Origin of the sequence: Enterobacter sp. TMH.L2 (genome assembly GCF_050847315.1) — a bacterium.
Lineage (GTDB): Bacteria > Pseudomonadota > Gammaproteobacteria > Enterobacterales > Enterobacteriaceae > Cedecea.
Genome location: NZ_CP193791.1, coordinates 4,137,973 through 4,152,782, shown reverse-complemented (window position 1 = coordinate 4,152,782; position 14,810 = coordinate 4,137,973). Strand labels below are relative to the sequence as shown.

The 14,810-nt window shown below is 52.3% G+C and carries 18 protein-coding genes; 13 read left to right on the top strand and 5 right to left on the bottom strand.

Annotated features, from left to right (window positions below):
* Positions 1 to 3: 3 nt before the first annotated feature.
* Both ulaR and ulaG read right to left on the bottom strand, forming a co-directional pair.
* Positions 4 to 759, bottom strand: coding sequence for an HTH-type transcriptional regulator UlaR (ulaR, locus tag ACREYP_RS19870; RefSeq protein ID WP_008460394.1), 756 nt, complete (start codon positions 757 to 759; stop codon positions 4 to 6).
* Between the two features lie 118 nt (positions 760 to 877).
* Entirely contained in the window at positions 878 to 1,942 is a 1,065-nt protein-coding gene (gene ulaG, locus ACREYP_RS19865; protein WP_336818307.1) for an L-ascorbate 6-phosphate lactonase, read from the bottom strand.
* 358 nt (positions 1,943 to 2,300) lie between these two features.
* On the opposite strand from ulaG, the gene ulaA reads away from it, so the two are divergent.
* Genes ulaA through ACREYP_RS19835 form a run of 6 tightly spaced genes read left to right on the top strand, consistent with a single transcriptional unit; the run spans position 2,301 to position 6,708 of the window.
* On the top strand, positions 2,301 to 3,701 hold the full coding sequence (ulaA, locus tag ACREYP_RS19860; RefSeq protein WP_008460399.1) for a PTS ascorbate transporter subunit IIC: 1,401 nt from the start codon (positions 2,301 to 2,303) through the stop codon (positions 3,699 to 3,701).
* 12 nt (positions 3,702 to 3,713) lie between these two features.
* Positions 3,714 to 4,028: a PTS ascorbate transporter subunit IIB gene (gene ulaB / locus ACREYP_RS19855; RefSeq protein ID WP_498881030.1), complete on the top strand. Its 315-nt coding sequence runs from the start codon at positions 3,714 to 3,716 to the stop codon at positions 4,026 to 4,028.
* On the top strand, positions 4,028 to 4,495 hold the full coding sequence (gene ulaC, locus ACREYP_RS19850) for a PTS ascorbate transporter subunit IIA (protein WP_008460401.1): 468 nt from the start codon (positions 4,028 to 4,030) through the stop codon (positions 4,493 to 4,495). The genes ulaB and ulaC overlap by 1 nt, the downstream gene beginning before the upstream one ends.
* A gap of 12 nt (positions 4,496 to 4,507) precedes the next feature.
* The gene (locus ACREYP_RS19845; protein ID WP_008460402.1) at positions 4,508 to 5,158 is read left to right on the top strand and encodes a 3-keto-L-gulonate-6-phosphate decarboxylase UlaD; all 651 of its coding nucleotides are present in this window, start codon (positions 4,508 to 4,510) and stop codon (positions 5,156 to 5,158) included.
* Positions 5,159 to 5,167: 9 nt separating this feature from the next.
* The gene (locus tag ACREYP_RS19840) at positions 5,168 to 6,022 is read left to right on the top strand and encodes an L-ribulose-5-phosphate 3-epimerase (RefSeq protein ID WP_008460403.1); all 855 of its coding nucleotides are present in this window, start codon (positions 5,168 to 5,170) and stop codon (positions 6,020 to 6,022) included.
* Positions 6,022 to 6,708: an L-ribulose-5-phosphate 4-epimerase gene (locus tag ACREYP_RS19835; RefSeq protein ID WP_008460404.1), complete on the top strand. Its 687-nt coding sequence runs from the start codon at positions 6,022 to 6,024 to the stop codon at positions 6,706 to 6,708. Before ACREYP_RS19840 ends, ACREYP_RS19835 begins: the two co-directional genes overlap by 1 nt.
* 139 nt (positions 6,709 to 6,847) lie before the next feature.
* On the opposite strand, the gene yjfY is transcribed toward ACREYP_RS19835, so the two are convergent.
* Positions 6,848 to 7,123: a DUF1471 family protein YjfY gene (gene yjfY, locus ACREYP_RS19830; RefSeq protein ID WP_008460405.1), complete on the bottom strand. Its 276-nt coding sequence runs from the start codon at positions 7,121 to 7,123 to the stop codon at positions 6,848 to 6,850.
* Between the two features lie 347 nt (positions 7,124 to 7,470).
* Here yjfY and rpsF point away from each other — a divergent pair, with 347 nt between their 5' ends.
* From rpsF to rplI, 4 genes are read left to right on the top strand one after another with little or no spacing between them, the layout of a single operon-like run.
* Complete coding sequence (gene rpsF / locus ACREYP_RS19825; protein WP_008460407.1) at positions 7,471 to 7,866, top strand: 30S ribosomal protein S6; 396 nt, start codon at positions 7,471 to 7,473, stop codon at positions 7,864 to 7,866.
* An 8-nt stretch (positions 7,867 to 7,874) separates the two neighbouring features.
* Positions 7,875 to 8,189: a primosomal replication protein N gene (gene priB, locus ACREYP_RS19820; protein WP_008460409.1), complete on the top strand. Its 315-nt coding sequence runs from the start codon at positions 7,875 to 7,877 to the stop codon at positions 8,187 to 8,189.
* Positions 8,190 to 8,193: 4 nt separating this feature from the next.
* Positions 8,194 to 8,421, top strand: coding sequence for a 30S ribosomal protein S18 (gene rpsR, locus ACREYP_RS19815; protein ID WP_000135199.1), 228 nt, complete (start codon positions 8,194 to 8,196; stop codon positions 8,419 to 8,421).
* A 41-nt stretch (positions 8,422 to 8,462) separates the two neighbouring features.
* Positions 8,463 to 8,912, top strand: a complete 450-nt coding sequence (gene rplI, locus ACREYP_RS19810; protein WP_008460412.1) for a 50S ribosomal protein L9 — start codon at positions 8,463 to 8,465, stop codon at positions 8,910 to 8,912.
* Positions 8,913 to 8,981: 69 nt separating this feature from the next.
* Here the strand turns inward: rplI and ACREYP_RS19805 are convergent, their stop codons facing one another.
* Entirely contained in the window at positions 8,982 to 9,575 is a 594-nt protein-coding gene (locus ACREYP_RS19805; RefSeq protein WP_034809886.1) for an OapA family protein, read from the bottom strand.
* A gap of 271 nt (positions 9,576 to 9,846) precedes the next feature.
* Here ACREYP_RS19805 and bamJ point away from each other — a divergent pair, with 271 nt between their 5' ends.
* Complete coding sequence (bamJ, locus tag ACREYP_RS19800) at positions 9,847 to 10,467, top strand: BamJ family beta-barrel-assembly machinery protein (protein ID WP_008460415.1); 621 nt, start codon at positions 9,847 to 9,849, stop codon at positions 10,465 to 10,467.
* A 278-nt stretch (positions 10,468 to 10,745) separates the two neighbouring features.
* Positions 10,746 to 12,158: a D-serine/D-alanine/glycine transporter gene (gene cycA / locus ACREYP_RS19795; RefSeq protein ID WP_039289735.1), complete on the top strand. Its 1,413-nt coding sequence runs from the start codon at positions 10,746 to 10,748 to the stop codon at positions 12,156 to 12,158.
* Between the two features lie 65 nt (positions 12,159 to 12,223).
* Here the strand turns inward: cycA and ytfE are convergent, their stop codons facing one another.
* Positions 12,224 to 12,889: an iron-sulfur cluster repair protein YtfE gene (gene ytfE / locus ACREYP_RS19790; protein WP_336818308.1), complete on the bottom strand. Its 666-nt coding sequence runs from the start codon at positions 12,887 to 12,889 to the stop codon at positions 12,224 to 12,226.
* A 245-nt stretch (positions 12,890 to 13,134) separates the two neighbouring features.
* Here ytfE and ACREYP_RS19785 point away from each other — a divergent pair, with 245 nt between their 5' ends.
* Positions 13,135 to 14,790 (top strand): methyl-accepting chemotaxis protein, encoded by a 1,656-nt coding sequence (locus ACREYP_RS19785; RefSeq protein WP_008460418.1) that lies wholly within the window; start codon positions 13,135 to 13,137, stop codon positions 14,788 to 14,790.
* Positions 14,791 to 14,810 lie beyond the last annotated feature (20 nt).

Below are 14,810 nucleotides of genomic sequence, written 5' to 3'. Positions count from 1 at the left end.
GCACTAAACCAGGATGACTTTGATGCCACGTTCCTGAAGTTTTAGCACGACTTCAGGATCGGCCTGCTTGCCGGTAATGACCAGATCTATTTGATCTGTGCGGCTGAACAGCATTCCAGCCCGTTGCCCGACTTTGCTGCTGTCAACCAACACCACCAGTTTGCCCACCACTCCCAGCATCTTCTGCTCTGCCATTGCGGTTAGCATATCGGTTTTATACAAACCTTCGGCGGTCAGTCCCTTGCCACTGGTAAACATCCAGTGTCCGGCATACAGCGACGTTTCATTCTCCTGTGGCCCGAGGGTGATAGAGTGGCTTTTATTGTACTGCCCCCCCATGATAACCACGCTGTCATGCTCCTGTTCGATAAGATAATTTGCCAGCGGTAAGTAGTTGGTAATGATTTGTACCGGTTTACTACAAATCTGTTGGCCGAGCAGAAAGGCTGTGGAGCCGCAGTTGATAACAATGCTTTCACCTGGGCTGACCAGCTGAGAAGCCGCGCGGGCAATCCGTACTTTTTCATCATGGTTTTGAGCCTGATGAATGTTCATCGGCGACCAGCGCGGACGCTGCTCACTAACGGCTTCCGCACCGTTGCGGACTTTTTTCAGTTTGCCGCTCTCGTCGAGTTTATTGATATCACGCCGAGCCGTTGCGGGAGAGATTTTCAGCCGGGATATCACTTGCTCCACGGTGACAAACCCCGTTTGTGCAAGCAAATCCAGTAAAATTTGATGTCTTTGCGCTTCCGTCATGAGCAAATCCGATTAAAAGTGATAAGCAAAGATAATATTTAAAATCAGATGAAAATACTAATGTGGACGGAAAGAAATTCCGACGAGCGGCTTGTATTGACCGCTCGCCGGAGACATCTTACAGGAAGGACTTAAAGGGCAGATCGGGTTCCAGGGTGAAGCAGTCATCGAACCCACGTGGATAGTGGTATTCGTAGTTGTCTTTGTCCAACGGCCAGGTGAATTTCCCCCCAACCTGCCAGATGAAGGGCTTAAAGTGATATTTCAGCCGATCTTTCTTCATTTCCCACAGCATGCGGATTTCCTGTGGGTCGGCCTGGAAATTTGACCAGATATCGTGATGGAACGGGATGACCACTTTGGCGTTCAGTGATTCGGCCATACGCAGGATATCCGCGCTGGTCATTTTGTCGGTAATACCGCGTGGGTTCTCGCCATAGGAGCCCAGAGCCACATCGATTTGGTGCTCGTTACCGTGTTTTGCGTAGTAGTTGGAGTAGTGAGAATCACCGCTGTGGTACAGCGTGCCACCCGGCGTTTTGAATAAGTAGTTCACTGCGCGCTGGTCCATCCCGTTCGGCAGCACCCCCGCAGCTTTTTGATCGACCGGTAACGTGATCAGCGCGGTACGGTCAAACGCATCGAGCGCATGGATTTCAATATCTTTTATTTTTATAACGTCGCCAGGTTTTACCATGATGCAGCGTTCTTTCGGTACACCCCAGCCAATCCACAGATTAACGCAGGTTTGCGGGCCGATAAACGGTACGTCATCAGCACAGTTCTGCATGACTGCGGCGGCAACATTCACATCAATGTGATCATTATGATCGTGCGTGGACAGTACGGCATCGATCTGGCGAATGGCGAATGGATCCAGAACAAACGGTGTAGTACGTAGGTTGGGTTGGAGTTTCTTCACGCCCGCCATGCGTTGCATCTGATGGCCTGTTTTCATCAGCGGGTTGCCGTGACTTTGCTTACCTGTTCCGCACCAGAAATCGGTGCAAATATTGGCCCCGCCTTCTGATTTCAGCCAGATGCCTGTACAGCCCAGCCACCACATGGCAAAGGTGCCCGGCGCAACCTGCTCTTGTTCAATTTCTTCATTCAGCCAGCTACCCCATTCCGGAAAGGTACTCAGAACCCATGATTCACGGGTGATCGTGTTCACTTTATTCATCGTTTTCACTCCTTTTTAATTCAAAATAATTCACGGTGTGATTTAATTTGATTTAAAATGGCACTATTTGATTCAGTTTGCAATAGCCTGATATCGGTATTTCGACTTGAAAACGGCAGCGTAAATCTATCTTTATGTTGGTTTGATATCGGTGGGTTTTGGTTATTTAATTGAATTTAATGGTTTATTTTCTTTACTTTGAACGACGGTGATAATCCATTCTCATCCTATGGAAATAATTTGCGTGATGCATCACAATTAATCAAATTTGATCTTTTGGTGATCATTTGTGATTGCTAGAGTGATGGCACCCACCACGAAGGGATTGCCCCTCGCGTTCTTATTTCTGGAGAGAGTTATGGAGATCCTCTACAACGTCTTTACCGTGTTCTTTAATCAGGTCATGACTAACGCCCCGCTGTTGCTGGGTATCGTGACGTGTCTGGGCTACATCCTTCTACGCAAAAGCGTCAGCGTCATCATTAAAGGCACCATCAAAACCATTATTGGTTTCATGTTGCTGCAGGCGGGTTCCGGCATTCTGACGAGCACTTTTAAGCCCGTGGTGGCAAAAATGTCGGAAGTGTATGGTATCAATGGCGCGATCTCTGACACCTATGCGTCAATGATGGCAACTATTGAGCGTATGGGTGATGCCTACAGTTGGGTGGGATATGCCGTACTACTCGCGCTGGCGCTGAACATCATTTACGTTCTGCTTCGCAGGATCACAGGCATTCGCACCATCATGTTGACCGGCCACATCATGTTCCAGCAGGCGGGGTTGATTGCCGTTGCTTTCTATATCTTTGGCTACCCAATGTTGACGACGATTATCTGTACTGCAGTGCTGGTGTCGCTCTACTGGGGCATTACCGCCAATATGATGTTTAAGCCGACGCAGGAAGTGACTGACGGCTGCGGTTTCTCTATTGGCCATCAACAGCAGTTTGCCTCCTGGGTGGCTTATAAAGTCGCGCCGTATCTTGGTAAAAAAGAGGAGAGCGTTGAAGACCTCAAGCTACCGGGCTGGCTTAATATTTTCCATGACAACATCGTCTCTACGGCGATTGTGATGACCCTCTTCTTCGGTGCCATTTTGCTCTCCTTTGGTATCGACGTTGTCCAGGCGATGGCGGGCAGCACCCACTGGACGGTCTATATCCTGCAAACCGGTTTCTCGTTCGCCGTGGCTATTTTCATCATCACTCAGGGCGTGCGTATGTTCGTCGCCGAGCTGTCCGAAGCGTTCAACGGTATTTCCCAGCGTTTGATTCCTGGCGCGGTGCTGGCGATTGATTGTGCCGCTATCTATAGCTTTGCGCCAAACGCCGTAGTTTGGGGCTTTTTGTGGGGGACCATCGGCCAATTGATCGCCGTCGGTATTCTGGTGGGCCTCGGTTCTTCCATTCTGATTATTCCGGGCTTTATCCCAATGTTCTTCTCGAACGCCACCATCGGCGTCTTTGCTAATCACTTTGGCGGTTGGCGTGCTGCGCTGAAGATTTGTCTGGTGATGGGGATGATTGAAATCTTTGGCTGTGTCTGGGCGGTAAAACTTACCGGCATGAGCGCCTGGATGGGGATGGCCGACTGGTCAATTCTGGCACCACCGATGATGCAGGGCTTCGCCTCTGTCGGACTGGTCTTTATGGCCGTCATCATTCTGATTGCTCTGGCCTATATGTTCTTCGCTGGCCGTTGTTTGCGAGCGGAGGAAGATGCGGAAAAACAAACAGCAGAAGTTTCTGCTCGCTAAGGAGTCTCGATTATGACCGTACGTATCCTGGCCGTGTGTGGCAATGGGCAAGGGAGTTCCATGATCATGAAGATGAAAGTGGACCAGTTTTTAACTCAGTCAAATATTGACCATACGGTAAACAGTTGCGCGGTGGGGGAATACAAAAGTGAACTCAACGGCGCGGACATCATCATCGCATCCATGCATATCGCGGGAGAAATCACCGTAACAGGCAATAAATATGTTGTTGGGGTGCGAAATATGCTCTCGCCTGCTGATTTTGGGCCAAAACTGCTGGAGGTGATCAATGCTCACTTTCCACAGGATGTGAAGGAGGGCAGCTAATGAAACTACGTAATTCGCTGGCAGACAATAACACCATCCTTTTACAGGCTGAGGCCCGTACCTGGCAGGAAGCGGTAAAGCTGAGTGTTGATCTGTTGGTTAAGGCTGACATTGTTGAGCCGCGTTATTACCAGGCCATTCTTGATGGTGTTGCGCAGCATGGTCCTTACTTTGTGATTGCGCCAGGGCTGGCGATGCCGCATGGCCGCCCGGAAGAGGGGGTCAAGAAAACCGGCTTCGCGCTGGTGACGCTAAAAACGCCTCTGGTGTTCAACCATGAAGATAATGATCCGGTCGATATTCTTATCACCATGGCGGCCATTGACGCCAGCACCCATCAGGAAGTAGGCATCATGCAGATCGTCAATCTGTTTGAAGATGAGGCTAATTTTGACCGTTTACGTGCCTGCCGCACCACGCAGGAAGTACTCGATTTAATTGATAATGCCACTGCGGCGGCTGTTTAAAAGGAGCATCAAATGTCATTACCAATGTTGCAGGTTGCGCTGGATAATCAATCAATGTCTTCCGCATATGAAACAACCCGCCTGATTGCCGATGAAGTGGACATCATTGAAGTTGGTACCATTCTTTGTGTGGCTGAAGGTGTACGCTCCGTTCGCGATCTGAAGTCGCTCTATCCGCAAAAAATTGTGCTGGCTGATGCCAAAATTGCCGATGCCGGTAAAATTCTTTCCCGCATGTGTTTTGAAGCGAGCGCCGACTGGGTAACCGTTATTTGCTGTGCGGATCTTAACACCGTCAAGGGCGCACTGGATGTGGCGAAAGAGTTTGACGGTGATATACAGATTGAACTGACAGGCTACTGGACGTGGTCGCAGGCGAAGGCGTGGCGTGATGCGGGCATCGCGCAGGTGGTTTATCACCGTAGCCGTGATGCACAGGCGGCCGGTATGGCGTGGGGCGAAGCAGATATCAATGCCATTAAATGTCTGTCTGATATGGGCTTTAAGGTCACCGTAACCGGCGGCCTGACACTGGAAGATTTGCCGCTTTTCCAGGGGATTCCGATTCACGTCTTTATTGCCGGTCGCAGCATTCGCGATGCGGCTGCACCTGCGGAAGCGGCACGGCAGTTTAAACGTTCTATTGCCCAGTTGTGGGGCTAAGGAGCGGTTATGCTGTCGAAACATATTCCGCTCGGCATCTATGAAAAAGCACTTCCCTCCGGGGAGTGCTGGCTGGAACGCCTGCGGCTGGCGAAAACACTCCTTTTTGACTTCGTCGAGATGTCGGTTGATGAAACCGATGCCCGATTGGCTCGCCTGGACTGGCGCAAAGAACAGCGCCTCGCTTTGGTCAATGCGATTGCCGAAACCGGTGTGCGTGTTCCTTCTATGTGCCTCAGTGCTCATCGACGTTTCCCTCTCGGTAGCGAAGACGATGCGGTACGGAACCACGGTCTGGAGATCATGCGCAAGGCGATTCAACTGGCACAGGATGTGGGCATTCGAGTTATCCAACTGGCGGGTTACGACGTTTATTATCAGGAGGCCAATGACGAGACGCGCCGCCGTTTTCGCGAGAGCCTTAAAGAGTGCGTCGAAATGGCAAGCCGCGCGCAGGTGATGCTGGCGATGGAAATCATGGATTACCCGCTGATGAATTCAGTCAGTAAGGCATTGGGCTATGTCCATTACCTGAATAATCCGTGGTTCCAGCTCTATCCTGATATTGGCAACTTGTCCGCGTGGGATAACGATGTGCAGATGGAGCTACAGGCCGGGATAGGGCATATCGTCGCAGTGCATGTGAAGGATGCAAGGCCAGGTGTGTTTAAAAGCGTGCCGTTTGGTGAAGGCGTGGTTGATTTCGAAGGTTGTTTTAAGACCCTCCAACAGAGTGGCTATTGTGGCCCCTACCTGATTGAAATGTGGAGTGAAACGGCCGATGACCCGGCAGCAGAAGTGGCGCGCGCACGCGATTGGGTGAGAGCGCGGATGGTGCGGGCTGGACTGGATGAGGCATCATAATGCAAAAGCTCAAACAGCAGGTTTTTGACGCTAATATGGATTTACCGCGCTATGGCCTGGTGACCTTCACCTGGGGCAACGTGAGTGCCATTGACCGGGAGCGTGGGCTGGTGGTCATTAAACCCAGCGGCATAGCCTACGAGATCATGAGTGTGGACGATATGGTGGTGGTGGATCTGGAGGGCAATGTGGTGGAAGGTAAGCTCCGTCCTTCTTCCGATACGGCTACGCATCTGGCGTTGTATCGCCACTATCCGCGTCTTGGCGGCGTGGTGCATACCCACTCGACGCATGCTACGGCCTGGGCGCAGGCCGGTCTTGCCATTCCTGCGCTGGGCACGACTCATGCGGACTACTTCTTTGGCGACATCCCGTGCACCAGAGCGTTAAGCGCCAGTGAAGTTGAAGAGGATTACGAGCTGAACACCGGGCGGGTGATCATTGAAACGCTGGACGTAATGGAGCCACTGCATACGCCGGGAATTGTGGTGTTTCAACACGGGCCTTTTGCCTGGGGCAAAGATGCTCATGATGCGGTGCATAACGCGGTCGTTATGGAAGAAGTCGCCAGAATGGCGTGGATTGCTCGCGGTATTAATCCCCTCCTTGGCCGCATGGATGATTACCTGATAAACAAGCATTTCATGCGTAAGCATGGTCCGAATGCCTATTACGGGCAAAAGTGAACGCGGGTGTTGGATGTTAAAGCCGCTGTCACCAGCGGTATTGGGGCGTTATCCAAAAAAAGCCCCCGCAAGCGGGGGCAAGTCAAACATGGATTTTTAGGTCGTGGTGTCTTCTCTGGTGTTTACGCGTACTCTCAAACTACCGGTAGATGTCAGCGCTGACGTGCATATTGCCGTTGCTGCCCGGTTCTCTCATGATTATCGTGTGATAAAACTTCGCGTTGTGCTGGTCAGCATCCTGTTGAATGGCCGATTCCGCTTCAGAAACGGTAGCGAAGTTGTGGTTGATGTAAATAACGCCCAGGCTCTGAACGTCGTCCATATTTCTGGCCTGGCGGGCGTCGATTTTTATAGCTGCGGCCGCATTTGCGCTAAAGAGCAGAACAGCGGCAAGGGCAATAACGATATTTTTCATGATGCGCTCCACTACAACAAACCTGAAATCCGTGGTCGTCGCTCCTGTTAATGGCTGTGGCGGCCTGTTACCAATAAGTGTAATTCCTGATGGCTGAATAAAAAGTGACCATTTCTGATGGTCTCTTTCAAAATATTTTGACGATCTGCTGCTTTGTTTTGAAATTCACAGGCTTAGCCATTCCCCCTGTCATAAAGAGAATTTATTTGCCTGCGGCCTTGAGTTTGGCGGCCTGGGTAAGTATGATTACGCGTCAATTTTTCAGCCGCAATTCAAACACGTTCCTTGCTTCCATGGGCCGCGGCTGACCCTGACAGGAGGCTGAATAATCCGTAAGGAGCAATTCGATGCGTCATTACGAAATCGTTTTTATGGTCCATCCTGACCAGAGCGAACAGGTTCCGGGCATGATCGAACGTTACACTGGTGCAATCACTGCAGCAGCAGGTACGATCCACCGTCTGGAAGACTGGGGCCGCCGTCAGCTGGCTTACCCGATCAACAAACTGCACAAAGCTCACTACGTTCTGTTGAACGTTGAAGCTCCGCAGGAAGCGATCGATGAGCTGGAAACTAACTTCCGCTTCAACGACGCCGTTATCCGCAGCATGGTTATGCGCGTTAAGCACGCGGTTACCGAAGCATCTCCAATGGTTAAAGCGAAAGACGAGCGCCGTGAGCGTCGCGATGATTTCGCTAACGAAACCGCTGATGATGCAGATGCTGGGGATTCTGAAGAGTAATTCTGATGATGGCCAACCGCCTGGCGTTGTCTGGCACAGTGTGCAAGACGCCCCTTCGCAAGGTCAGCCCCTCAGGAATTCCTCACTGCCAGTTCGTGCTTGAGCACCGTTCTGTGCAAGAGGAAGCCGGTCTTAACCGGCAGGCATGGTGCCGAATGCCAGTGATTGTTAGCGGGCACGCGAACCAGGCCATTACTCACAGTATAACGGTCGGTACGCAAATCACGGTTCATGGGTTCATTACTTGTCATCAGATGAAAAATGGCCTGAACAAAGTGGTCTTGCATGCCGAGCAGATTGAATTGATAGATTCTGGAGACTAGCCATATGGCACGTTATTTCCGTCGTCGCAAGTTCTGCCGTTTCACCGCGGAAGGCGTTCAAGAGATCGACTATAAAGATATCGCTACGCTGAAAAACTACATCACCGAAAGCGGTAAGATTGTCCCAAGCCGTATCACCGGTACCCGTGCAAAATACCAGCGTCAGCTGGCTCGCGCTATCAAACGCGCTCGCTACCTGTCTCTGCTGCCGTACACTGATCGTCATCAGTAATCGGTCACGGTCCATTAATACGACTTTGAGAGGATAAGGTAATGCAAGTTATTCTGCTTGATAAAGTAGCAAACCTGGGTAGCCTGGGTGATCAGGTTAACGTTAAAGCGGGCTATGCTCGTAACTTCCTGGTACCACAGGGTAAAGCTGTTCCTGCTACCAAGAAAAACGTTGAGTTCTTCGAAGCACGCCGTGCAGAACTGGAAGCTAAACTGGCTGACGTTCTGGCTGCTGCTGCAGCTCGCGCTGAGAAAATCAACGCACTGGAAACCGTAACCATCGCGTCCAAAGCTGGCGACGAAGGTAAACTGTTCGGTTCCATCGGTACTCGCGACATCGCTGACGCTGTAACTGCAGCTGGCGTTGCTGTTGCTAAGAGCGAAGTTCGCCTGCCGAACGGCGTTCTGCGCACCACCGGTGAGCACGAAGTGGACTTCCAGGTTCACAGCGAAGTATTCGCTAAACTGACTGTAAACGTTGTAGCTGAATAAGTTTTTATTCACTGCTCGTAAAAACGCCAGCCTCGTGCTGGCGTTTTGCTTTTCTGAGGCCGGACGCGTTTACTGCGCGCGAATAAAGCTGCCGTTCGGCTGGCGGGTAAACAGCACCTGCTGATCGTTGCCGATATCGATGGTTAAGCCCGTCACCACCCCGTTGGCATTCTGCCTGATCTGCACCATTTGCCCGGTCTGTAGGTTGCTCAGCGGCTTGCTGTCACCTTCTACCTGCGCCATCGCGTAAACGTCCGCTGGCGGTAAATTATGATCGCGGAACAGCTGGGCCATCGTCTGGCCGGCCGCTACGCGATAGGAGCGCCACTGCTGCTCAATATCATTGTTGTCATGGGGAACGGAAGCCTGGGGTTGCTCCTCCACGCGTGGAGGTTCAACCGGTGTCGCTGGAACATTGCTATTGGTTGAAGGCGTCAGTTCAGCCTGCATCGGTGACTGAGATTGTACGGAGAGCTGTGCATCGCGTGAGACCGGGCGACTATCGTTATCTGCCCCTGGCAGGAGAAAGCCGAGAATGACGCACGCGAAGCCAAGGATAATGCCTCGGCGGTGCAGGGGAGGTAACGGATCCAACAAGCGGATATGCTCAGGTGCATGCCAAATCCGCGTAAGCCATGGTTTAACAGCGAATTGCATGGGCAACCCTCCTCAAAAGAATACTTTCCAGTATAGACTCGTCCTGCTTCAAGCTGCCGGTATTGGCTGCAACTCGAATTATTTAGAGTGTAAACGCTAACTGTTTGATGCCTGTGGCAATCCCGGTTTCCGTGACGGTGAACCGCAGTTTTGCGCCCGCTTAAGCTATTGTTCCCGTTTCGTTTGCATTTGTCACCTTTCCTCCAATGTCATTTACCCTGCGGATTGACGCTGTTATGCTTCGGGCTTGCTTTTAAACATCATGAAAGGAAAATCCATGACAACCCCTTCTTTTGACAGCGTCGAAGCGCAAGCAAGTTACGGTATTGGTTTACAGGTAGGCCAGCAGCTGAGTGAATCAGGCCTGCAAGGTTTACTGCCAGAAGCGCTGGTCGCAGGTCTTCGTGACGCGCTGGAAGGGAATGCCCCGGCAGTTCCTGTTGACGTTGTACACCGCGCTCTGCGTGAGGTTCATGAACGTGCGGACGAAGTACGTCGTGAGCGTCAAAAAGAGCTGGCGGTAGAAGGCCAGAAATACCTGGCTGAGAACGCAGAGAAAGAAGGCGTGAGCAGCACCGAATCTGGCCTGCAGTTCCGCGTTATCACTCAGGGTACTGGCCCAATTCCTGCCCGGAAAGATCACGTGCGCGTGCATTACACCGGTAAGCTGATCGACGGCACCGTTTTCGATAGCTCCGTCCAGCGTGGCGAACCGGCAGAGTTCCCGGTAAGCGGCGTTATTGCTGGCTGGATCGAAGCGCTGACCCTGATGCCGGTTGGCTCCAAATGGGAACTGACCATTCCGCACAACCTCGCTTACGGTGAGCGCGGTGCCGGTGCTTCTATCCCACCATTCAGCACCCTGGTGTTTGAAGTCGAGCTGCTGGAAATTCTGTAAAGCGCTCAGAACCCCGCCAGGTGCGGGGTTTTGCATTGCCTAATAATAAACTAGCGTGATTTTATCTTGCATTAACCTGTTTTACGGGTATTTTTGTGAGCCATATCGCGCAGTGAATGCGATTTCACACTCAAATTAAACAAAAAATTAACATTACCCTTGTGCTTATTATTTATCCCACCGATTCTTACCTCGTATCACACAAAACAACATCACGTAAAAACAGTTCACGGGCCAGTAGAGCCTGAAAAAACAGACAGGTACAGGAAAATACAAACATGGTAGATCAGGTCAAAGTCGCGGACGACGCTCAGGCGCCGACCGAGCAGTCGCTGCGGCGTAATTTAACAAACCGCCATATTCAGCTTATTGCCATTGGGGGTGCCATCGGCACCGGCTTGTTCATGGGGTCAGGGAAAACCATCAGCCTTGCGGGGCCGTCCATCATCTTCGTCTACATGATCATCGGCTTTATGCTGTTCTTCGTGATGCGTGCGATGGGCGAGCTGCTGCTATCGAATCTGGAATATAAATCGTTCAGCGATTTTGCCGCAGATTTGCTGGGGCCGTGGGCGGGATATTTCACCGGTTGGACGTATTGGTTCTGCTGGGTGGTGACCGGTATGGCGGACGTCGTGGCGATAACCGCCTACGCCCAGTTCTGGTTCCCCGGGCTTTCCGACTGGGTCGCCTCGCTGGCCGTTGTGCTGGTGCTGCTGAGCCTGAACCTGGCCACCGTGAAAATGTTCGGTGAGATGGAGTTCTGGTTCGCGATGATCAAAATCGTCGCTATTGTGGCGCTGATCGTCATCGGCCTGGTGATGGTGTTGACTAGCTTCCATTCCCCGTCTGGCGTTGAGGCTTCCTTCAACAACCTCTGGAACGACGGCGGCTGGTTCCCGAAAGGCATCAGCGGCTTCTTTGCCGGGTTCCAGATAGCGGTCTTTGCCTTCGTGGGCATTGAGCTGGTGGGCACCACGGCCGCGGAAACCAAAGATCCTGAAAAATCACTGCCGCGGGCGATTAACTCGATCCCGGTGCGCATCATTATGTTCTACGTCTTCTCGCTGATCATCATCATGTCGGTGACGCCGTGGAGTTCCGTGGTGCCGAACAAGAGCCCGTTCGTTGAGCTCTTCATGCTGGTCGGCCTGCCGGCTGCGGCAAGTATCATCAACTTTGTGGTGCTGACTTCTGCGGCTTCCTCCGCGAACAGCGGCGTGTTCTCCACCAGCCGTATGCTGTTCGGCCTGGCGCAGGACGGCGTGGCGCCTAAAGCGTTCGCTAAGCTTTCCAAACGTGCGGTACCGGCGAAAGGGTTAACTTTCTCCTGCATCTGTCTGCTGGGCGGCGTGGTAATGCTTTACGTGAACCCGAACGTGATTGCGGCTTTTACTATGATTACCACGGTTTCCGCGATTCTGTTCATGTTCGTCTGGACCATCATTCTTTGCTCGTATCTGGTGTACCGCAAACAGCGTCCTCATCTGCACGAGAAGTCCATCTATAAGATGCCGCTGGGCAAGCTGATGTGCTGGGTGTGCATGGCGTTCTTCGTCTTTGTGATTGTCCTGCTGACGCTGGAAGATGATACCCGTCAGGCGCTGATCGTGACGCCGCTGTGGTTCATTGTGCTGGGGGCTGGTTGGCTGTTCATCGGTAAGAAACGTCTGGCAAATATCGGTAAGTAAGCGCGCAGTATAAATGTTAAAAAACCTCTCCTTTTCTGGAGAGGTTTTTTTGTAAGGCGAACTACTTATTTTTCCCCGCTCAACGCGCGTGGAAACAGAACGTTATTCTCCAGACTGATGTGGTTCATCAGGTCTTCAATCAGTTCATTAATCCCGTTATACATCGCTTTCCACGTCGTGCAGGCTTCCGGCGGAGGCGTGACGTTATTGGTGGTGTGCTTAATCACCTCCAGCAGTTCGCCCGCATCATCATGCTCGCTTTCCATCACGCTAATCGGGCCGCCGGCCTGAGCGCCCATGCCTTGTTTAATCATCGGGAACAGGATTTGTTCCTCTTTCATCATGTGGCTGCTCAGTTCCTGATGCAGCATGGTGAGGTATTTCGCCAGCCCTTTCGGCACGTTGGGCTTATCGGCATGGACGCGCTCGACTTTGGTTGCCTGCAGAATCAGCTCCGGCAACTGCTCACGGTGGCGGTCGTGGAAGCGCACAATAATGTGGTCGATGATTTCTGCCAGCGGCGCAGCGCGCCAGTCTTTTTCTACCGGCTCTTCGGATAATGCGGTCAGCTGAGCTTCGATAGCGTCCAGATCCAATTCCTTACGCGTTGCCGCGCGCAGCAGCGTCTGTTTCCCGCCGCAGCAAAAATCCAAATCCAGTTTACGAAACAGCGCGGAAGCGCGTGGAATAGTCAGCGCCAGTTCACCTAAAGGTTGATCGCGGTAGGCCATAGCTTGATTCCTCATCATGAAATATAAGATGCATTTTAAATGCATCTTTATGTGGGCACTATAACCCTTTCGGGGCAGCGATCATAGCGAGATGTGGATCACAAAAAATGTTTTCTGCTTAACATACTGAATGATTACAAAAAATCCCCAAAAATGGTGGTTTATTGATGGACGAAGCATAAATAACCAGGAGGTACTGCCGATAGTTAGACGTCGGACAATATCTGCATAATAAAAGGCTATACATGTTTAAAAGAATGAAAGTTATCACCTTACTGGTTACCGTGTTAATTGTGCTGGGGCTCATGCAGCTGCTCTCAGCCACGGTTTTCATCAATGCCCTCAATAACGATAAGAACAACTTCACCGTCTCCCAACTCTCCAGCCAGAACGTGGCTGAATTTACCGATGCCTGGATCGGCCTCAACCAGGCCCGTGTCACGCTGAACCGCGGCATGCTGCGTATTCAGGGCAGCATGGCGAATCAGATCAACGGCGGGCAGCTCCAGGAGTTAGTCGCCACGGCTAATTCACTGCTGGCGGAAGCGCAAAGCCATTTCGAAAAGTATCAGGCGTTACCCGATACCCCAGGTTTACGTCCACACCTGAGCGATGAGCTGGAAGCGCAATACCATAACTACGCTTCAACGCTAGCCAAAATGAACACCTTCCTGGCCGAGGGCAACCTCGAGCAAATGTTCAAGCAGAATGCGGAACAAAAGCAGGTGGCGATGCAGAAGGTCTACCGCGAATGGCGCGATGAGCAGGCCGAGCTGTCCAGCCAGGGCGTGCGCGATAATCAGGCCGACTACCAGCGGATTCTGTGGATCCTCGGCGTCGTCATGCTTGGCGTCATCGGCGTGATTGTGGTGAGCTGGGTCGCGATGCGTCGCGTCCTGCTGATGCCGCTGCGTGAAGTGATGGATCATATTCGTGCCATTGCCGCAGGTGACCTGACCAGGCCTATTGAGGCCGAAGGCAAAAACGAAATGGCCCTGCTGGCTAATAGCGTGAAAGAGATGCAAACCGCCCTGGCAAATACCGTCAGCGTAGTGCGCGACGGGGCCGACACCATTTATACCGGCGCCGGTGAAATCTCTGCCGGCAGCAACGATCTCTCTTCCCGTACCGAACAGCAGGCGGCTTCGCTGGAAGAAACGGCGGCCAGCATGGAACAGCTGACGGCGACGGTGAAGCAAAACGCCGACAACGCACGGCAGGCTTCTCGTCTTGCGCTGGACGCTTCCACGACCGCGAAAAAAGGCGGCAATGTGGTCGAAGGCGTGGTGCGGACGATGGATGAAATTGCCACCAGCTCAAGCAAAATCGCCCAAATCACCAGCGTGATTGACGGTATTGCTTTCCAGACTAACATCCTGGCGCTTAACGCTGCGGTAGAAGCGGCCAGAGCGGGTGAGCAGGGGCGTGGGTTCGCCGTGGTCGCGGGTGAAGTGCGGACGCTTGCCCAGCGCAGTGCCCAGGCGGCAAAAGAGATTAAAGCGCTGATCGATGATTCCGGCGAGCGCGTTAACGCAGGCTCAGATCTGGTGAATGAAGCCGGTAAAACGATGGCGGAAATCGTCAGTGCCGTAACCCGGGTTACCGATATTATGGGTGAAATTGCGTCCGCGTCGGACGAGCAAAGCCGGGGTATCGACCAGGTTGGGCAGGCCGTGGCGGAGATGGACCGCGTGACCCAGCAGAATGCCTCGCTGGTCGAAGAGTCCGCGGCCGCAGCGGCTGCGCTTGAAGAGCAGGCTTCGCGCCTTAATGAAGCGGTAGCGGTGTTTAAAATCAGCCGTCGTGCGCCGAGTCTCGTAAAAGCAGCTCAAGTAAAAACGCCGCAATTAAAAGCCAAACAGGTGATGCCGGTTTCGGATGCGAACTGGGAAACCTTCTAAAAAATCCCGGCGATTTTAAG